This window comes from Shewanella putrefaciens, from assembly GCF_016406325.1.
Classification (GTDB): domain Bacteria; phylum Pseudomonadota; class Gammaproteobacteria; order Enterobacterales; family Shewanellaceae; genus Shewanella; species Shewanella putrefaciens.
Genome location: NZ_CP066370.1, coordinates 3,034,441 through 3,054,370, shown reverse-complemented (window position 1 = coordinate 3,054,370; position 19,930 = coordinate 3,034,441). Strand labels below are relative to the sequence as shown.

Sequence of the window (19,930 nt, the reverse complement as noted above, 5' to 3'; positions counted from 1 at the left end):
ACTATCCACACACCTTAATCAATCCAAAACACAATAAACTCACTAGGCCTAGATCTCGCCATGCATGCCAAGTTTTACGTACACAGAAGGCGTAAATAATTGCGATGGCATAAAATAAAAAAGACAACATATTTGCTGTTAATGTGCTTTCAAACTTTGGCATTGGCAGTAGGAGTGTCAGCAAACAAGCTAAGGTTGCTGCGGCGAGATACCCTGCTAACATCGCAGCGCTGGCGCGGGCGAACACTTTAAGGGCATATAGGGATTGCTCTTGCTTAAACCATTGCAGTATTCCCGATAAAAATATGGGGAAACGCAATGGCGTGCTTGAAGAATGTGTTGATGTGTCGGACGCTGGCATATTAGGCATACGTGTTAATTCTCATTTTTAGCCCATTTGGGTCAGATATGACTTCCCATCACAATCCAAACCACTTTTTAGATTTCATGCCACCCACAAAAAATAGTGTGTCTACTTACGAATGTGTTGGTGACAATGGGAATGATATAAATTTCAATGTCGCGCAGTATAACTTAGTTGGTGCAAATGATAAACGATATCATTTAGATTGAAGTGTAAAGTTGTGATATATCGCCGAGTCTATTTTGGGTTTGTCTTACCTAAAGTGGAGAGTGTGATATTGATTAAGCCTAGTGAGATGATAATGAGGGGTAAGTCACAATTGTTTGTTTTTATAGGTGCTTGTTGGTTTTTATGCTAATGCTTGTTTAGCATTTGGTTAACTTTTCTACTGTCATTGTGAGCTTAATCAACGTAGGTTGACTTTCCTTTTGGCAAAATGCCATTCACATTTTTACCGAGAGCCAACCCTTAACCCTATGCAAACACATCCTACAAAAGGTGAGAAACACCTGTCTGATAATGCGATTTTACTCTCTACCACGGATTTGAAGGGAAACATTAAGTATGTTAACCAGACATTTTCAAATATCAGTGAGTTTAACGTCGATGAGTTGCAGGGGAGTCCCCATAATATCGTGCGTCATCCCGATATGCCTGCTGCGGCATTTAAGATGCTCTGGGAGCGGATAAAGAGTGGCAAGCCCTGGATGGGGATAGTTAAAAATCGTACTAAGAGTGGCGATTACTATTGGGTTAATGCCTACGTTGCTCCTGTATATGAGAATGGTGAAATTCATGAATATCAATCTGTTCGCCGCCAAGCGACGCCTGAGCAGATTAAAGCTGCCGAGAGTATTTATCAGGATATTAATCAAGGTAAAAAACCTAAAGCTTTGAAAAAAGACAAGTTAGGATTTAGTGGGAAAATACTGGCTGCGATGCTTTTCTCCATTATGATCACCGCTTATGTTGCCAGTTATTCTCCATTACTTGCGGCTTTTAGTGGCGGGATACTTGCGGTTATTGCTTGGTTTGTTTTGATGAAGCCACTACATAATCTTGTCTCTATTGCGACAAATATTATTGATGATCCTGTTGCTATGGGGGTGTATACGGGGCGTCAAGATGAAATCGGTAAGCTGGATCTGGCTTTACGCTTCTTAATCACAGAAATTGGTGGTGTGGTCGGGCGAATGGCTGATTCAGCGAGTGAAATTCAGCAGCAGAGTGTCAGTTTAAAGCAAACCATTACTAATACATGGGAACATGCTGATAGTCAGAGCGAACAAACGACCCAAGCCGCCACGGCAATGGAGCAAATGAGTGCGAGTTTTGCTGAAGTGACGGGCAATATTCATCGTACCGCTTCGGAAATGGTATCTAGCCATCAGGCGGCTCAGCGTGGACATTCACGTCTTGAAACGGTAATCGATGCGATACATCAATTGAGTGTACAGGTAAGCCACTTTTCAGATGTGGTTGCAACGATTGAAGAAGATAGTCGTGCCATTCATCAGGTATTAGAAGTGATCCGCGCTATTGCCGATCAAACCAATCTATTAGCCCTTAATGCTGCGATTGAGGCGGCTCGTGCTGGGGAGAGTGGTCGTGGTTTTGCTGTTGTTGCTGATGAAGTACGACAACTATCAAGCCGTACGAGTCAGTCAACCTCACAAATAGAAATGATTGTAGGCCGATTTAGGGACAGCACCCAAAAAGCAACGTCCACCATGATGGCAGGACAAGAGCAGGTCAAACGGTCCGTTGCGCTTGCAGAGGATGCCAGTGTGGCTTTTGGTGAGTTATTGTCATCGATTACGCGGATCAACTCTTTGAGCGATGATAATGCCGCAGCAATGACCCAACAGGCGTCGGTTGCTGCCGAGATCAGTCGCGCAATTCATGTCATCAGTGACTTAGCTCATCAGAGTCTACAACAAACCCAAGATGCAGCGGCGAGGGGCGACCAAGTCTCGCGTTTATCCACTAAAACCCATCATTTATCCCAGCAGTTTTGGCAACAGAGTGTACAACGTAAATATTGAGGCTGATTTGGTATTAGCTTAGCGGTTGATTTATAAATTGTTAGTTGTATGTAAATCAACCGCTTGATTTTATTTTCTGCACTTATCCCATGATGTTTCTTTGATGTAACTCACATTTAGAAGACGCTAATATCTGCATTAGTCTAAATATTTGTCGATAGGGCTTGTGTTTTATCCTGCATGCCCCAAGCTCTAATAGTGAAGCGAAAATAAAAGTAATGACAATATAAAGGGACAACCTATGAAAATAAATCTTTCTGGTCACCATGTCGATGTTACTGATTCTGTTAAAGAACATGTCAACGAAAAGTTTTCAAAAATCGCCACTCATTTCCCTAGTTTGATCGCGCTCGATATCATTATTGCGAAAGAACATGGCGAGTTTCAGGTTGAAATTCGAACAAATTATGAAGGTAGTCGCATTTCTGCTTCGGGTACCGATGAGGTGATGTATCCCGCAATTAAAGCGGCTGCCAAGAAGTTAGATGCAGCACTTAAACACCGTAAAGGTCAGCTTAAAGCCGATTTACATGAAACGCCTAGCTGCACAACGCCTGCGATAGCCCATGAAATTATCCAAGAGATGGACTTACGTTAGGCACTCACCTGCGATAATTTCTCTTGAATTAAAAGAGCTTGATGATAAAAAACGCAGCCAAAGGGCTGCGTTTTGTTTTCAGGCGAGAGGCGGTTACTCTTCAATTTCTGCATTGTGATAGACGTTTTGCACATCGTCACAATCTTCTAATGCAGCGATAAACTTATCGAATACTGCAACATCTTCCCCTGTCACTTTTGTCATGGTTTGTGGGACGAAGGTGATATTTTCGATTTCAAAGTTAATGTCTGGCATGGCATCGGTCAGTGCCGTTTTCACTTTGAAGAACTCTGTATGTGGCGCAAATACGCTGATCATGCCATCTTCGACTTCAACGTCACTAACATCCACATCGGCCATCATTAGGATTTCTAAAATGGCATCTTCATCATCGCCAGGGAAAACAAATACGGCAGAATGATCAAACATATGGCCAACAGTACCAGGGCCACCGAGCTTAGCATCGTTTTTGACGAAGGCTTGACGAACTTCAGTAAAGGTTCGTTTTGCGTTATCGGTTAGGCAATCCACAATCACCATACAGTTACCAGGGCCAAAACCTTCATAACGGGCGGTATCGTAATCTTCACCGCCACCACCTTTGGCTTTTTCGATAGCACGTTCGATAACGTGCGCCGGAACTTGATCTTTCTTCGCACGCTCAATTAAACGGCGTAGTGATAAGTTACCATCAGGCTCTACACCACCTTGTTTAGCGACAACGTAAATTTCTTTCCCGTAGCGTGAGTAAAGGCGGGTTTTCTGACCTGCAGTTTTCGCCATGGATTCTTTACGATTTTGATATGCTCTGCCCATCTTGATCTCGTTAGCTCAAAAAATTGCGCCGATATTAGCAGTTTTCTTGATGGATGTGCAGCCGTCTATGTGGGATTTATTGTACAGAAGACGATGGAGTACGCATTTCTGAACAGCTAGGGTGACAGCCTTTCTAAAGGCGTGAGTGCAAGATGGGCTTTTTCATACTAATGTCTAACGCCATAAGGTCGATAGACTGTTGATGATAACCCTTAGTCAGATTGGATTTTACTTAAGAGTGAATATCTTAAATTGATCATAGGGATAAACTAACCGTTATTGTCTCGAACCTAAAATGCGGTCTATTTCCAGTTTAGCCATTAAACTTTCTAAAATGAAAATACAGTATGGCTTGACCCTTGGATAAGTCTCTTCGTTGGCCGTTTCATTTTTCACCTTGTGTCCTTGCGAGATTATATATATGGAAATACAGCATAAAATTATGGTTGCGCTCAGTTTTATTCTGGTCATGCTGTGCAGCTTATTGCTTGCAGGACTCGGTATACCTAATGTTGTGCAAGCTATTATTTTAGGTTTCTTAGCTTGCGGCCTCGTCTTGTGGGTTGTGTTACGTTCATCTGCCACGCAAGCACAGCTAGATGAACTTATTGCTCAAAAGCTGAAATTGCAAAATACACCGGCGCACGATATCAGTGTGCAAACGAGTAAAATAGCCATTGGTTCGGCAGAGGTTTCACATTTTATTGATTTACTAAATAAATCGATAGAATCAAATGGTGAGCATGCCAGTGCTATTGCGGTAGCCGCAGAACAATTAAGCCATACCACTGCTCAATTAGGGGATAATGCGGCTGATATTTTAGTTCAGGCTCAGGAGGCTGAACGATTTAGTGTGCAAGGCCGAACCCAAGCGCAAAAAGGGGTAGAGTCCATTCATTCACTTAGTGCGGACATTGATACTGCTGCCGAACAAGTTCAGGCTTTGAAGTCTAAAGCAGAACAAATCCAAAAAATCACTGAAGTTATCAATTCCGTAGCAGAGCAAACCAATTTGCTTGCACTAAATGCAGCCATTGAAGCAGCAAGAGCAGGAGAGCAGGGGCGAGGTTTTGCAGTGGTAGCAGATGAAGTCCGAAGCCTTGCGGGCAAAACTGCAGTTGCAACCCAAGATATTGGTAAGATGTTATTAGAAATTCGCAGCGAGACCGATAAAACCTCTGGTTTAATGGAGCGAGTCGTTTCTCAAACCGCGGACGTGGTGGTTGCTATGGGGGAATTAGACGAACACTTTACCGAAATATCAACATCTGTGACACGTTCAGCCCATGCTTTAGGTGAGATGGAAGACTCGCTAAAGCAATACAATCATACGACAAACGAGATTAGTCGCTCCGTCTCACAGATCCGCGACTCATTGAATTCCACGGGTAAGCAGAGCCACAAAGTGTCAGAGCAGGCGTTTACCTTGTCATTAACAACCGAGGGCATTTTTAAGGCATTGTCTCATTGGGATACACAAACCTTTGATCAGCAAGTTTTATTATTGGCCAATGATGCTGCTAAAGCCTGTGGAGAGAAACTTGCTCAAGGTATCGAAAATGGCAGTTTTAGCGAGGCTGATTTATTCAATCCCCAATATCAACCGATAGCAAATACCAAACCCCAGAAATATAGCACGGCTTTTGACCGTTATACCGATCAGTATTTCCCTGGGATTCAAGAACCTATTTTAGAGAAGCACAGTGAAATTATTTATGCTGGGGCTGTAGATAAAAAAGGCTATTTTCCGACACACAATAAACGCTTTAGCCAAGCGCTTACAGGCCGGGCAGAGATGGATATAGTACATAATCGAACCAAACGGTTGTTTAACGATCCAACGGGGATCCGCTGTGGTACACATACTGAGCCTGTGTTATTACAAACCTATAAACGGGATACAGGGGAGGTAATGCACGACTTGTCTGTGCCAATTTATGTGAATGGGAAACACTGGGGCGGATTTAGGGTAGGGTTCAAAGCTAAATAAAGGTATCTCGTCAGGTATCCGTTTATTTATGTTAAACGGGAACGGGATCGGATATTTTATAAACGTGATCAGTTACCCGTAATGACTTTATGGTATGTAAATATGTTGGTATTTTGTTGTTGCGATGTTTAAAATGCACAATATTAATGACGCTAAGATGGTCTAACACAAACAACTCACAGTGGCATAGGGTTAGGTACTGACTGTTAGGTCTTAGTAAATTGATTTTAAATGGTAAAACGTATTTTTAGATGTTTTACAACTCTAAGAGTTGAAGGATGCTCTTATCACGTTAGTCAATAGCAGTAGATGCTGCTTAATGCGAGTAAAAGTGATGCAAGCAACACAAGCGACTGTAACCGTTTTGTATTATGACGCACCAGTAGGGTTGATTATGCACAATGCGGTACTTAATGGTTTATCTTTGAGTGAGTCTGGTCGTGTGATGATCCCTGCCAGTTTCCGCAACGGAAAGTCAATTATTGCCGTACTCGAAGGAGAGTGTAAGATTTTGAACTCCTTGGGGGAACGTGTTTTTGCACAGGCGAATATTGGCTGATAACCTGAGTTCTTCAGGCTAATGTCATTTCAACATTAACTGGATGAAGATGACCTTAATCAATGGATTATTGACACACTTCAATGAAGAGTTGATTGGCGAGCTGTTGTAAGGTTTTGGCTTCTGGATGTGTATGGGCAAACGTTCTAAGACCATATATCCCCATCATCAGGTATTGAGCTCTTTGCTCGCTATTACGTTCACCTTTAAGTTTTTTTTGTTCTTGAGCAGTCTCAAATTGCTCTGAGAGCGCACGTTGCCAAGATTGTAAATATTGGTTAATGATCCCTTGGATCTCATGATCTTGCTCCGCTATTTCATTCAATGCCTTGGTAAGCAAGCACGCTTGACCACTGTCACAGCTTAAACATTCAACAACAATTTCATCTAAGTAATGTTTAAGATTAGCGAGTACATCCTGACCGCTTGCAAAGAAATGATTAAATTGTAAATTTCTATCCTGCTGATACTGCTCGATGGCAGCAATAAGTAATCCACGTTTGTTGGTGAAAGCACAGTAAATAGAGCCCGGATGTAAGCCCGTCGCTTGGGTAAGATCCTGCATGCTTGTTTTGGTGTAACCTTTATGCATAAAGGCTGTCATCGCACCGCGAAGAACTTGTTCTCTGTCGAACTCGGCATTACGCATCGAATTTATTTCACTACTCTAGAAACACTTAGGACGGATTCTACCTAGTTTTGAACAAACATTCAAAAATGAACTTGAATGTTCATTCAAATAATAATATCTTGAATGCACATTCAAGAATAAGGCCGGAATAATGAGCATACAATCTTCACCCAATCGATTGGAAAACCTGTTTGAAACCTACCAGCTTAATGAAACCATTACTTTAAATAACCGCATCTTAATGGCGCCGTTAACCCGTTGTATGGCAGATGCTGAACTTGTGCCTACCGCCGAAATGGTCGCTTACTATGCTCGCCGGGCTGATGCAGGATTGATCATCACCGAAGCCACTATTATCCGCCCAGATGGTCAAGGCTATCCCAATACTCCAGGTATTTTTACCCAGTCGCAAATTGCCGGTTGGCGCAAAGTGACCGATGCGGTACATGCCAAGGGCGGTAAAATTTTTGTGCAGCTATGGCACACGGGTCGAGTAGCGCATCCGCACTTTTTTGGTGGCGGAGATGTACTTGCCCCTTCTGCACAGAAGATTGAAGGCTCTGTGCCAAGAATGCGTGAGCTAACCTATGTCACACCAAAACCAGCGACACTTGAAGATATTCAAGGATTAGTACGCGATTACGCAAAAGCCGCTGAAAATGCTATCGAAGCAGGATTTGATGGTGTGGAAATTCATGGTGCCAATGGCTACTTGATTGATGCTTTCTTACACCATGACAGCAACCGTCGCACGGATGAATATGGTGGTACACCTGAAAAAATGTCGCGTTTTGCGCTTGAAGTCGTAGACGCGATCATTGCACGCATTGGTAAGGACAGAACGGGGTTACGCCTTTCTCCTGGAGCCTATTTCAATATGGCGACCGATAGCCGCGATCGCGCCGTCTTCGACTACTTACTGCCAGAATTAGAAACGCGTGATATCGCTTTTGTACATATTGGGATCTTTGATGACTGTATGGAATTTGACTATTTAGGTGGCCGAGCTTCTAGTTATGTGCGAGCACATTATGGCAAAACTTTAGTAGGAGTAGGGAGTTATAGTGCTGAAACAGCAAGTGAGGCTATTGCGGCAGACAAGTTTGATTTGATTGCTATTGGTCGCCCCTTTATTGCAAACCCTGACTATATCGCTCGTGTTCGTGATGGGCTTGAACTTGTCCCTTACAGCGATGAAATGCTGGCAACATTAGTATAAATTTTGTCCGTGAGAGTATTTAAAGACAAAGGGTTAGCCATTGGCCAACCCTTTTTTATCACTTCATTCTCGGCTTAAAAAGCTTAGACTTTAATCGGCTTTACTCAACATTCTTAGTGTGGTGAGTTTTTGTTGTGCTATACCAAAAATGCTCTCAGGTGAATATTGCTCTTGGTTTGGTGATGGTTCTTGCTGCAAGAAGCTACCTGCATTTTTGCCGAGTAACAGTGCCATCGCTTGAGTGACATGGGTTATCGCCCAAATATGGAATTCACCCTGTTCAACGGCATCGACAATATCTTTACGCAGCATAAGATTGGCAATATTTGATGCGGGAATAATCACGCCTTGGCTCGATAAGCGGCCCTTTATTTTACAGACATCGAAAAACCCTTCAATTTTCTCATTAACACCACCAATGGGTTGGGCTTCTCCAAATTGATTCATCGAACCTGTGATCGCAATATCTTGCCTGATAGGCAGTTCACTGATGGCAGAGATAATAGCGCAGCATTCGGCCATAGAGGCACTGTCCCCATCAACGCCACTATAGGATTGCTCAAAGGTGAGGTATGTGGTTAAGGGGATTTGTGCCGTCTTGCCTAAAACCGAAGCTAAATAAGCGGTTAAGATCAACACTCCCTTAGAATGGATCCGCCCACCCAGTTTGACTCTGTGCTCAATGTCTAACACTTCACCTTTACCAAAAGCCGTTGTCGCGGTAATACGATTAGGCATACCAAATTGATGGTCAGAGGTGGAAATAACGGATAAGGCATTGATCTGACCAATAACGTCACCTTGGGTGTTAATTAATGTTGTACCATTAATAAAGCTTTGCATTATGTTGTCGTGTAGGCGTGAAACCCTCTGCTCTTGGTTGCGAAGTGCTTGCTCTACATCAGGCGCACTAATTTGCTTGCTACCCGCCGATTTTGCACAATAGTTTGATTCACGGAGCAGATTGGCAATGTTCGCTGAATGCAACGAGAGTTTTTGTTGATCTTCTGCTTCACGGGAACTGTATTCGATGATCCGTGCGATAGCGCTTCTATCACAGTGCAGCATATTGTTATCGTGGACTATGCTGGAAATGAAGCGGGCATAATGGGCTTCAGAGGCATCGGTTCTGTCCATCACATCTTCAAAATCAGCGGTAACTCTAAATAATTCACTAAAATCTGGATCATAGTGTTGTAAGAGTTGGTAGGTTTCATGATCACCAAATAGGATGATTTTGACATCTAAGGGGATAGGTTCAGGTGCCAGCGATATTGTACCCGATAGCGACACTTCACGTTCTAATGAGCTTAAATCGAGTTTACGCGAACGTAGGGCGCGTTTAAGACCATCCCAGACATAGGGACGCTCTAATACTTTTACCGCGTCCATCAATAGCACGCCACCATTGGCCTTATGTAAACTGCCTGAGCGGATGAGGGAAAAATCGGTAAATACAGTGCCCCTGAAGGTCGCATTTTCGACATAACCAAATAAGCTGTGATAACTCGGGCTTTCTTCAACCACGATCGGAAATTTTTGTGCGCCTTGGCAAACCAGTACGTTGACTTGGTAGCGACGTGGCATTTTCTTTTCGAGTGAAGCATAGGCGAGGGCGAGTTGTTCTTCACTTTCTTCTAAAAAGATATCCAGGTTATCTAAAATATCTGCCTGCATACCGGTTAAAAATGCACGCACTTCAGGTTGATGTTTATATTTATCCTTAAGGGGTTTAAAAAAGTGGATCAGTACATCTTTTGCAACTTGTTCATCATGTTCTTGTTGAGTGTCACTAAATTCTTCTTCCCACTCAGTATTTTGGCGGATGATGTTGCGCAATTTGACTTCGAGTCCATTGATATTACTTTCAAATTGATTGCGTTCTGTTTCAGTTAATGCCGTAAAGGAGTGTTCATCATGGGGTTCTTCGCCGTTTAGGGCGATCATTTGATAGTCACCCTGTAAGGTTAAGCTAAGGCTAATTCCCTTTTGTTTGGCTTCTTCGCTTAATTCGGTGAGCGCCGCTTCTTGCTTTTGTGCCAGTTGGCTTTTAAGTTTTTCAGCACGGGCATAATACATTTCATTATCAAAGGCTAAAGGAAGCGCTTTGACCAACTTAAGCATCAATTTTTCGATGGCTTTTTTAAACTCTAGCCCAGATCCTGCAGCGAGTTTTAGCACTTTAGGGCTGCGGGTATCATCAAAATTTACCACATAGCACCAATCGTATAGGCTGTGCTCACTTGGCTCATGTCGATTGAGGTAACGTAGCATCATAGTGCGTTTACCTAAGCCATTTTGACCGATAGCGTAGATATTGTAGCCCTTTTCCTTTATTCCCATAGCGAACTCAACGGCTTGTTGAGCGCGTTCTTGGCCGACAATATCATCCAGTGGTGTCAGTTCTGCGGTTGATTGACAGTCGGTGCTTAATTCTTTGAGATCACATTTACGGTACAGTTGTTGACTGGTTAATGGTGCTGCTTGGCTCGGCTTGATCTGAAATGAGTGGTCAGTGGGCATAAATATCCTTGGTGTTTCAGCCTTAATATTTCCATTGTAGACAATAAGATAGCATTTTTGTCAATCAATACTCTGTAAAATATTAATAAGTTGTAGCTTCTGCCTCGCTGGTATTCGCGTCTCAGTGAAGTCAATCTTGATACCCTATTTATACATTACTTCCATCGGTGGTGACCTATTATTGAGGCTATGACAGTTGCTCGTGTGGTTAATGTCGATTGCATTGGAGGAATGCTTTGCTTTTGCGTCTAGGCGCGACTATGTCGTATCTGCTAACATTAATGCCATGATGTTATTTGGTGATTTCCAATGTCTTTCAGTTCCTTATCTTTAAATGCCACTCTAGTGAATACCATAACCGAACTGGGTTACTCGTTACCCACACCCATTCAATCGGAAGCAATTCCAGTCATTTTAGCCAAACAAGATGTGATGGCCGGCGCACAGACAGGTACGGGTAAAACGGCTGCATTTGCACTCCCTATTTTGCATCTGCTTATGGCTAAAAATGTAGAACAGAAGGCTGAGAGGGTAAAAACCGTACAAGCATTAGTGTTAGTACCAACACGTGAGTTAGCGGTACAAGTACATCAAAGCTTTGTTAAATATGCTAAAAATACAGATATTCGTATAGGTATAGCCTATGGCGGCGTGAGTATTGATGCGCAGGTCGATGTATTTAAAACAGGTATTGATGTGCTAATTGCAACCCCAGGGCGATTGCTCGATCATCTTCGTCAAGGAGTATTAAACCTTAATCAACTCAGTACATTAGTTTTCGATGAAGCCGACCGTATGCTTGATATGGGGTTTATGGATGAAATTAATGCAGTGCTTAAAAAAGTGCCTAAGGACAGACAAACGCTACTTTTTTCTGCCACCTTAGATGATGCGATATTTGAGTTGAGTAAATCTTTACTACGTGAGCCTAAATTAATCGAAGTGACTAAACGTAATACGACCGCAGCACAGGTTGAACAACGAGTGTATGCCATTGATAGCGATCGTAAAACTGAGTTTGTTAGTCACTTGATTCGTTCGAATCATTGGCACCAAGTGCTTATTTTTAGTCGTACTAAGCAAGGTGTTGATAGACTTGTACAGCAGTTAAATAAACTGAGTATTGTCACTCATGCCTTCCATGGTGATTTGTCCCAAGGCGCACGGGAAAAAGTATTACAAGCATTTAAACTGGGTAATATTCAGGTGTTAGTGGCCACCGATGTTGCTGCCCGTGGGCTAGATATTGTTGAATTAAAATATGTGATTAATTTTGAATTGCCCTTTATTGCTGAAGACTATATTCACCGTATCGGCCGTACGGGGCGAGCGGGGAGTGCAGGCCTTGCTATCACGCTGTTTAGCCAAGAAGATACATTATTACTAGAAGAAGTCGAAGTTGTGCTTGATAAGCGCTTGCCGCAACAATGGTATCCCGGTTTTGAGCCAGATTTTAATAAGATGGAACCTGAACCCAGGCGTAACGGTAAAGCGGCACAAAAACAACGTGCCAAAAAACGAGCCTTTGGCAGTAAAAAGCCCTCTCGGTGAGTCGCCATTGGATTAACAATGCCAAACAAGCCTTTAGGGACTCACTTGTGAGCGCAATAGCCTTGGGGTTGGGCAATGGTTTATTTGCTAACCTCAGTATTTAGCGTATCAACTGTAATGAACTTCAGCTTGGTTATTGCGTTGTCGCTCTTCATTTTTTTCCGTTGATTCTTTAATGAGTTCTACTTTTTGGGCTTGAAGTAGCTCTATTTGCTTAGATTTTTCTTCTTCTGATAGATTTTCGTCAGCGGCAATTCTCTCCATTTCTTCTTCTATTTTCTTCAGTTTTTCCCTATCGAGACCTGTACGTCTATCTAGAATAGCTTGCATGGCTTCATCTAAACGATTGGTGTCTTTTTCAGGTTCTTTTGTTCCCGCTATGTTTTGCACATTACTTGTATAACTCTGTTTAGCATTGGATGCTAAATGACTATAAGTATCAGCAGGTTGTGCAGTGGTCCCAGTAGAGGACAAGGTCACTTTATCTTGAGTTGATAATACCGTTGCTGAAGCTGTGGTGGCCGATACAAGTGCATCTTCAAACTGATTCTGGCTTGACTTGACCTGAGCGAGCGTAACGGCTGTGAAGGTATTAGGGTGAGTAACGATCATTTTTGTGTGGCTCCTTTGATTGCTGTGTCAAATGTCGGGTTATTTTTAAGCAATATTGAGGCCAAATGCGCAAAATCATCGTTTAGTTAATTTCACTGTTACTTATAAATATTTGTACAAAAACTTGATCTTTGTACAACTCTGGTCCGTAATGTAAGTCATAGTTATACAAGGAGTCAGATTATGTATAAGTTTAACCCGCAGCGAATTCAGATTGGGATCAGTGCTTGTCTATTGGGTGAAAAAGTTCGCTTCGATGGGGGGCACAAAAATTCTTCCTATTGTAATCAAGAGATTAAAAATTTTTTTGATTATGTTCCCATTTGTCCTGAGATGGCGATTGGTCTAGGTGCACCTCGTAAAAGCATACGTTTAGTGCGTGATGGTGAAACCATACTTGTTCAAAGCGGCGATGGTAGCTTAGATGTCACCGACAGACTGAATGCTTACAGTGAAAGCAAAGTACAAGAGCTAGATTTTTTAGGGGGATACTTGCTCTGTGCTAAATCGCCTACATGCGGTATGGAACGGGTGACTGAGTACAAAATAGGCACGAATAACGGCACAAAATCGGGTATCGGTGTGTTTGCTCGCAAGTTAATGGAGCGTTATCCATTACTACCCGTGGAGGAGGAGGGGCGCTTACACGATATGGTATTACGGGAAAACTTTTTTACCCGCGTTTATGCCTATCACGATTGGCACCAAATGAAGCACGAAGGATTAACTAAGCATAAATTGGTTAAGTTTCACTCCCGTTATAAATATCTGCTCATGGCCCACAGCCCTAAATGGTATCGCGAGCTAGGACCTATTATTGCCAATATTGATGATCTTGAAACCAGTGCGACTCGCTATTTTGAAGGCTTTATGACGGCACTTAAAATTAATGCGACCCGTAAGAATCACACCAGCACGTTACAGCATATTCAAGGTTATTTTAAAAAGCATTTGAGCAAAGAGCAAAAGACAGAACTATCTGAAGCGATTATGAAATATCGACAAGGCCTCTTGCCATTATTGGTGCCTATTACCTTGATAAATCATTATCTGCGGGAGTTTCCAACCCCCTATATTGAAGACCAAGTGTATTTGAATCCTCATCCTGAGGCGTTAAAACTGCGTTACGCATATTAATTTATGGTCGCAAGCAATTGTTTAACCAAATAAGTGATTAAGATGAAAGAAGATCAACCGTCCATGCCTGATGCAGAATACCGAGATGAAGTCTTACTCCCAATCGGGGAAGTATCTTCAATTACAGGGGTTAATGCGGTGACATTAAGGGCATGGCAGCGCCGTTTTGGTTTAGTGATCCCGGAACGAACTCCCAAGGGACACAGGTTATACACGGCAGAAAATATTAAAGAAATTCATGAGATCAATGCTTGGTTGGCTAAAGGGGTCGCGATTAGTAAAGTGAAACCTTTGCTGTTGAGTGCCGCGAAATCTTTGCCCTTAGAAGCCACTCAAACAGAAGTGACTGATATTTGGACTGAACAAATTGCAGCCTTGACGGCTGCACTGTTGGCATTTAATCAACATAAGTTACACCAGATATTGGATGAAGCAATCGGCTTATACCCGTTTCATTTAGTCAAAGATAAGTTATTGAATCCTTGGCTGAGTCATATTGATAGTTTACTAGTCGAACGGCTCGATGCTGAGTTAGTGACCGCATGGCTAAAGAGTGAATTACTTAGTCGGACAGGCGGACGTTTTGTGCTTGCAGGGCAAGCACATACGGCAAGAGTTGTTGTAATAACACTCTGCCGTAATACACAGTTATCAGCAAATGCAATACGGACTAATACCCTATTTTCACTCATTTTGTTACTTGAATTAGCGGCGTTACGAGTGTCGGTTATTGATCTTGGTGAGCAGGTTATTGGGAATTTAGCGCTCTTAAATGGCAGGCTCAAAGTCGATGCACTTTTAGTTATTCCTGATGCTAGTCATTCCGGTTCTGAGCAGGCTGAAATACTCGATACCCTAAAACAAATGGCTTTCCCATGCTGTGTCATTGGACCCTTTGCCCCCATGTATACCTCGTTATCCACATTTGCTATGCCAACGGTAGCGGCGTTGATTGATTCTGTGTCACCTAAATCGCAGGCTTCGACTCGGCATCAAACGGTCAATCTGCAGCAGGGTGTATAAGTAAAAGGCGGTATTAAAAATATGAGTGGAGATAACAGTGATATCACTTAAAGAACAAATGGCTACGTCAAATGTAGGCGATACACTGATGTGGTTTCGTCAAGATTTAAGACTTGCCGATAATCAAGCATTAACAGCGGCTTGCGATTGGGCAAGGGCGCAAGGTACTGCGCTTAGGGCTATATATATTGCAACTCCCATCCAGTGGGCATGCCATGATGTAGCGCCTATTCAATTAGATTTTATTGAACGTCATATTAATCTGCTTGCGAAAGGGCTTGGATGTTTAGGTATTCAGTTTGAGTTAATTCAATTAGAGCGTTTTGCGGATATCCCACAATTTATGCTTGATTATTGTCAGCAGCACAATATTACAAGGGTGTTTGCTGGCTCAGAGCCAGAGATAAACGAACGAGTTCGCGATCAGGCATGCATTGATGCGGGTGTGCCGCTGTTGTTAACTGATGAACATTGTTTGCTCGCGCTAGGCACAGTGTTGAACTTATCGGGTGAAATGTATCGAGTTTTTACCCCTTTTAGTCGAAAGTGGCGAGAAATTGCCGCCCGTCATGCCATTTTGCCACTCGGAGTTCCCGCACCACTTGGGCCCGTTTTACCAGAACCTAAAGCGTTAAATTTAGCCGTGAATAAAGTATCGAGCGAACAATGGGGCGCGGGAGAAGGGCAAGCTAAGCGTTTGCTGTGCGATTTTGTACAGCAAAAAGTGCAAGATTATAAACAGGATCGTGATTTTCCGGCCCTAGATGGGACGAGTTGTATTTCTCCTTATTTGGCGATTGGCGTGCTCAGTGCACGCCAATGTGTTGCCGCATTATTACAGCGTTTTCCTGAGGTGATCGTGGATGATACAAGCCTTGGCCGAACTTGGCTTAATGAGCTTGTCTGGCGTGAGTTTTATCGTCATTTATTAGTCGCATTTCCAGACTTATCTAAAAATTATAATTTTAATCGTCAAGCAGACCAAGTTCAGTGGCGTAATAATATTGAAGAGTTTAAGGCTTGGTGCGAGGGACGAACTGGTTATCCTATTGTTGATGCAGCTATGCGTCAGCTTAATCAAACAGGTTGGATGCACAATCGCCTGCGTATGGTGGTCGCCAGTTTCTTAACCAAACATTTGTTAATTGATTGGCGTTGGGGTGAGCGCTATTTCCGCCAAAAACTCATTGATGGTGACTTAGCGGCTAATAATGGTGGCTGGCAATGGTCTGCTGGATGTGGATGTGATGCCCAACCTTATTTCCGTATTTTTAATCCAATGAGCCAGAGTGAAAAGTTTGATCCAGATGGCAGCTTTATCCGTAAATACTTACCAGAGCTGGCATCTTGGGGAATAAAGCAACTGCATCAACCCAATACCGCTAAGACTCCTTTATTGTTTAAACAGCCATTATTTGCCGAACAAGCCGCTTATCCGAGTGCCATAGTGGATCACACCGAAGCAAGGGTTAGAGCATTAAGTGTGCTCGGCGTATTGAAAAAGGCTTCTGCCTTATAAATTTGGGTTCTGGAGTAATACAGCGATGACTGAAGTAAATGCAAATACACTTGTTGACAATTTTATTCAGCTATATCAAGCATTAAATAAAGACAATCTGCATTTGCTCGAGCGAGTTTACGATGACAAGATTATATTTGCCGATCCTATGCATCAGATTATCGGTTTACCTGCATTAACTCAGTACTTTGCTAAGTTATATAAAAATATTCAGCATATTCAGTTTGATATTAAAGAAGTACAACAGAATAACTCTCAGGCCTCACTATTTTGGCAAATGCAGTATTCCCACCCCAAGTTAAATAAGGGGGAAACTATTTTTGTCGATGGTATGAGCCAACTGAGATTCAATGAGAAAATCTTTTTCCACCGAGATTACTTCGACCTCGGGCAAATGCTATACGAGCACTTGCCTTGCATGGGAGGGCTAATTCGCTTACTTAAAGATAGGGCGGCAAAGTAATGGACAGTGTTAATTATCGTCCTGTCGATCAATCTAGCGCTATCAAACCGGCACAGCACAAAACTGTGCTTATTACTGGGGTAACTTCAGGGATTGGATTGCAACTAGCGCAGGATTACTTACAGCAGGGTTGGCATGTTATTGCCTGTGGTCGCGATCGGCAACGTCTGGATGCATTGGCATTAGTTGAGCTTTTAGGCGCCTCGATTATCGTGTTTGATATATCGCAGCGCGAGCAAGTTCAGCAAGCCGCGAAAGACTTAAGCCAGTTATTAATCCAAAAACATTGCCAACTCGATTTAGTGATTTTAAATGCGGGGAGCTGTGAATATATCGATGATGCCAAAGCGTTTGATGATGCATTATTCGAGCGTGTTATTCATACCAATCTGATTGCGATGGGATATTGCCTTGGTGCGTTTTTACCTTTGATGCCAAAAGGTTCACGTATTGGGTTAATGAGTTCGAGCGCGATTTACTTACCTTTTCCCCGTGCCGAAGCCTATGGCGCCTCTAAAGCTGGCGTACAGTATTTAGCCTCAAGTTTAGCGATGGATTTAACTCAGTTTGGCATTGGGGTGAGTTTGATTTGCCCAGGTTTTGTGGCAACCCCATTAACGGCTAAAAATAATTTCCCCATGCCGATGCAAGTGACTGTTGAAGCCGCTTCTAGGGCTATACGCCGCGGATTAAAACGTGGTCAGCGTGAGATTCATTTTCCAAGGCGTTTTACTTATTTACTGAAACTATTGTCATTTTTACCTGCTTTTTTATGGCAAAAGATGATGGCTACCAATACCAAGCCACTTAAGGATCCGAGTCTATGAAAAATATCGCTATTGTTGGCACTGGTATCTCAGGTTTAACCTGTGGCCATTTATTGAGTGAGTCACATAAAGTGACAGTATTTGAAGCCAATGACTATATTGGTGGTCACACCGCCACTGTCGATATTCATCATCAGGGACAAAATTACGCTATTGATACTGGTTTTATCGTATTTAACGACAGAACTTATCCTCGTTTTGAGCGTTTATTGGCTCGTCTTAAGGTAAAGATATTACCGACAGAAATGAGTTTTAGTGTGCACAATACGCTGACAGGACTTGAGTATAATGGTCATCACTTTAGTAGTTTATTTGCTCAAAAGCGGAATATTTTTAACCCTCGTTTTTGGACTTTTTTAAGAGAAATTTTACGCTTTAATAAAAGTTGCAAAGCGATTTATCAGCAAGATAAATATCCCGAGGGAAATTTGGGGGATTTTTTAGAGCGAGAACATTTTTCGCCTTTTTTTGCTGAGCATTATATTTTACCTATGGGAGCGGCGATTTGGTCTTCAAGTATTGAAGATATGCGAGCATTTTCACTGAGGTTTTTTATTCGCTTCTTTGAACATCACGGATTATTAAATGTCAGTGATAGACCTCAATGGTATGTGCTTGAAGGCGGTTCTCGTAGTTATATTCCTGATTTAATTGCCCCGTTTAAAGAGAGTATTCACTTAAACTCCCCTGTTAGTGCGATTGAACGGCAACACGATGGAGTGAGATTGCTCGTTAAAGGTGAGTGGCTTGAGTTTGATGAAGTTATTTTAGCCTGCCATAGTGATCAAGCACTTAGGATGCTTATGGATCCTACATCGACTGAGAAGGCCGTTCTCGGTGATTTGCAATATCAAGATAACGATGTTGTGCTACATACAGACACACGCATTTTACCTCAACGTAAAGCTGCTTGGGCTAGCTGGAACTATCGCTTAGATGGTGATTTAAAGCGCCCCGCATCAGTCACTTACAATATGAATATTCTGCAACAGTTGCCTGCTAATGCGCCGACGTTCTGCATCACTTTGAATCAGTCAGAATTGATTGATGAGGCTAAAGTATTGCGCCGTTTCACCTACGCTCACCCCGTATTTAATGAGGCCAGTCTCAAGGCACAAGCTCGGCGTGAGGAGATTTCAGGCCACAATCATACCCATTTTGCTGGCGCTTATTGGCACAATGGTTTCCATGAAGATGGCGTTCGTAGTGCCCTTGATGTGTGTGCACACTTCGGAGTGGAACTATGACGACGCTTAGCAGTGGTATTTATTACGGCACTGTATTCCACAGTCGTTTTACACCCATCAAGCATAATTTCAGCTATGAAATGGCATTGCTTGCGATTGATTTGGATGAGGTTGATAACATCAGTGCGATGGGGCGAATATTTGCCAGTCAGCGCCGTGCTTTATTGAGATTTAATCCAAAAGATTATCTTATTTCTTTTACAGCTAAAACGGGTGAAACCCGCGAACAGCAAATCACAGATTTGAGCACTGCGTCACTTAAAGCTCGTGTGCTTAGCCAAGTTGCCGAGCTAGGGGCGGATAAGTTATGTGACCGAGTGATGTTTGTTGGGCAAATTCGCCATTTTGGTGTGTATTTTAGCCCGGTTAATTTTTATTTTTGTTATCAAAATCAAAAGCCTTTATATATGTTGGCTGAGGTGAGTAATACCCCTTGGAACCAACGTCATTGTTATTTAGTGGATTTAACTGCGCCGCAGCCATCGGATAAGGTGTTCCATGTTTCGCCTTTTATGACATTGGATATGCGTTATGTTTGGCATGTCTCAGCACCGACGGAACATTTAAATATAGGTATTGAGAATAATTCAATACCTAAGGTGATTGGCAATCAAGAGGGGAAAAAGCTCTTTAATGCTTCTCTTGTAATGAAACGCCAGCCAATTAATGCGGTCAATCTGCGTTCATTTTTATTCCACTTTCCTTTTATGACACTAAAGATCTTCTTCGGTATTTATTGGCAAGCATTAAAACTCTTTTTCAAACGTGTGCCCTTTGTGCCGCATCCAGCTCAGGTGGAGAGATAA

18 protein-coding genes are annotated in these 19,930 nt (G+C 42.6%); 13 read left to right on the top strand and 5 right to left on the bottom strand.

The window, feature by feature from the left end:
- Position 1: 1 nt before the first annotated feature.
- Positions 2 to 370 carry a DUF3649 domain-containing protein gene (locus JEZ96_RS13680; RefSeq protein WP_011788634.1) on the bottom strand — a complete coding sequence of 123 codons (369 nt, stop codon included), beginning with the start codon at positions 368 to 370 and terminating at the stop codon, positions 2 to 4.
- A 470-nt stretch (positions 371 to 840) separates the two neighbouring features.
- Between JEZ96_RS13680 and JEZ96_RS13675 the strand changes: the two genes are divergently transcribed.
- Entirely contained in the window at positions 841 to 2,409 is a 1,569-nt protein-coding gene (locus JEZ96_RS13675) for a methyl-accepting chemotaxis protein (protein ID WP_025008729.1), read from the top strand.
- Positions 2,410 to 2,650: 241 nt separating this feature from the next.
- The gene (gene hpf, locus JEZ96_RS13670) at positions 2,651 to 3,007 is read left to right on the top strand and encodes a ribosome hibernation-promoting factor, HPF/YfiA family (RefSeq protein WP_011788636.1); all 357 of its coding nucleotides are present in this window, start codon (positions 2,651 to 2,653) and stop codon (positions 3,005 to 3,007) included.
- A gap of 93 nt (positions 3,008 to 3,100) precedes the next feature.
- Here the strand turns inward: hpf and JEZ96_RS13665 are convergent, their stop codons facing one another.
- Positions 3,101 to 3,823, bottom strand: a complete 723-nt coding sequence (locus JEZ96_RS13665; protein WP_198779812.1) for a YebC/PmpR family DNA-binding transcriptional regulator — start codon at positions 3,821 to 3,823, stop codon at positions 3,101 to 3,103.
- 421 nt (positions 3,824 to 4,244) lie between these two features.
- On the opposite strand from JEZ96_RS13665, the gene JEZ96_RS13660 reads away from it, so the two are divergent.
- Complete coding sequence (locus JEZ96_RS13660; protein WP_025008730.1) at positions 4,245 to 5,813, top strand: methyl-accepting chemotaxis protein; 1,569 nt, start codon at positions 4,245 to 4,247, stop codon at positions 5,811 to 5,813.
- 334 nt (positions 5,814 to 6,147) lie between these two features.
- Positions 6,148 to 6,372 (top strand): TIGR02922 family protein, encoded by a 225-nt coding sequence (locus tag JEZ96_RS13655; protein ID WP_014611040.1) that lies wholly within the window; start codon positions 6,148 to 6,150, stop codon positions 6,370 to 6,372.
- Positions 6,373 to 6,439: 67 nt separating this feature from the next.
- Here JEZ96_RS13655 and JEZ96_RS13650 read toward each other — a convergent pair whose 3' ends face one another.
- On the bottom strand, positions 6,440 to 7,021 hold the full coding sequence (locus JEZ96_RS13650) for a TetR/AcrR family transcriptional regulator (protein ID WP_011788640.1): 582 nt from the start codon (positions 7,019 to 7,021) through the stop codon (positions 6,440 to 6,442).
- Between the two features lie 133 nt (positions 7,022 to 7,154).
- Here JEZ96_RS13650 and JEZ96_RS13645 point away from each other — a divergent pair, with 133 nt between their 5' ends.
- On the top strand, positions 7,155 to 8,222 hold the full coding sequence (locus JEZ96_RS13645; RefSeq protein WP_061782796.1) for an alkene reductase: 1,068 nt from the start codon (positions 7,155 to 7,157) through the stop codon (positions 8,220 to 8,222).
- A gap of 90 nt (positions 8,223 to 8,312) precedes the next feature.
- On the opposite strand, the gene JEZ96_RS13640 is transcribed toward JEZ96_RS13645, so the two are convergent.
- Complete coding sequence (locus tag JEZ96_RS13640) at positions 8,313 to 10,745, bottom strand: Lon protease family protein (protein WP_025008732.1); 2,433 nt, start codon at positions 10,743 to 10,745, stop codon at positions 8,313 to 8,315.
- 309 nt (positions 10,746 to 11,054) lie between these two features.
- On the opposite strand from JEZ96_RS13640, the gene JEZ96_RS13635 reads away from it, so the two are divergent.
- Positions 11,055 to 12,296, top strand: a complete 1,242-nt coding sequence (locus JEZ96_RS13635; RefSeq protein WP_025008733.1) for a DEAD/DEAH box helicase — start codon at positions 11,055 to 11,057, stop codon at positions 12,294 to 12,296.
- A gap of 108 nt (positions 12,297 to 12,404) precedes the next feature.
- Here JEZ96_RS13635 and JEZ96_RS13630 read toward each other — a convergent pair whose 3' ends face one another.
- The gene (locus tag JEZ96_RS13630) at positions 12,405 to 12,908 is read right to left on the bottom strand and encodes a hypothetical protein (protein WP_011788644.1); all 504 of its coding nucleotides are present in this window, start codon (positions 12,906 to 12,908) and stop codon (positions 12,405 to 12,407) included.
- 183 nt (positions 12,909 to 13,091) lie between these two features.
- Here JEZ96_RS13630 and JEZ96_RS13625 point away from each other — a divergent pair, with 183 nt between their 5' ends.
- From JEZ96_RS13625 to JEZ96_RS13595, 7 genes are read left to right on the top strand one after another with little or no spacing between them, the layout of a single operon-like run.
- Positions 13,092 to 14,045: a YbgA family protein gene (locus JEZ96_RS13625; RefSeq protein ID WP_014611035.1), complete on the top strand. Its 954-nt coding sequence runs from the start codon at positions 13,092 to 13,094 to the stop codon at positions 14,043 to 14,045.
- 42 nt (positions 14,046 to 14,087) lie between these two features.
- Positions 14,088 to 15,068: a MerR family transcriptional regulator gene (locus JEZ96_RS13620; RefSeq protein WP_011788646.1), complete on the top strand. Its 981-nt coding sequence runs from the start codon at positions 14,088 to 14,090 to the stop codon at positions 15,066 to 15,068.
- A gap of 58 nt (positions 15,069 to 15,126) precedes the next feature.
- Positions 15,127 to 16,587 carry a deoxyribodipyrimidine photo-lyase gene (phrB, locus tag JEZ96_RS13615; protein ID WP_061783218.1) on the top strand — a complete coding sequence of 487 codons (1,461 nt, stop codon included), beginning with the start codon at positions 15,127 to 15,129 and terminating at the stop codon, positions 16,585 to 16,587.
- A 25-nt stretch (positions 16,588 to 16,612) separates the two neighbouring features.
- Positions 16,613 to 17,050 carry a nuclear transport factor 2 family protein gene (locus JEZ96_RS13610; RefSeq protein ID WP_011919694.1) on the top strand — a complete coding sequence of 146 codons (438 nt, stop codon included), beginning with the start codon at positions 16,613 to 16,615 and terminating at the stop codon, positions 17,048 to 17,050.
- Positions 17,050 to 17,877 carry an SDR family NAD(P)-dependent oxidoreductase gene (locus tag JEZ96_RS13605; RefSeq protein ID WP_128090275.1) on the top strand — a complete coding sequence of 276 codons (828 nt, stop codon included), beginning with the start codon at positions 17,050 to 17,052 and terminating at the stop codon, positions 17,875 to 17,877. Before JEZ96_RS13610 ends, JEZ96_RS13605 begins: the two co-directional genes overlap by 1 nt.
- Positions 17,874 to 19,124, top strand: a complete 1,251-nt coding sequence (locus JEZ96_RS13600; protein ID WP_011919692.1) for an NAD(P)/FAD-dependent oxidoreductase — start codon at positions 17,874 to 17,876, stop codon at positions 19,122 to 19,124. Before JEZ96_RS13605 ends, JEZ96_RS13600 begins: the two co-directional genes overlap by 4 nt.
- The gene (locus JEZ96_RS13595; RefSeq protein WP_128090276.1) at positions 19,121 to 19,930 is read left to right on the top strand and encodes a DUF1365 domain-containing protein; all 810 of its coding nucleotides are present in this window, start codon (positions 19,121 to 19,123) and stop codon (positions 19,928 to 19,930) included. Before JEZ96_RS13600 ends, JEZ96_RS13595 begins: the two co-directional genes overlap by 4 nt.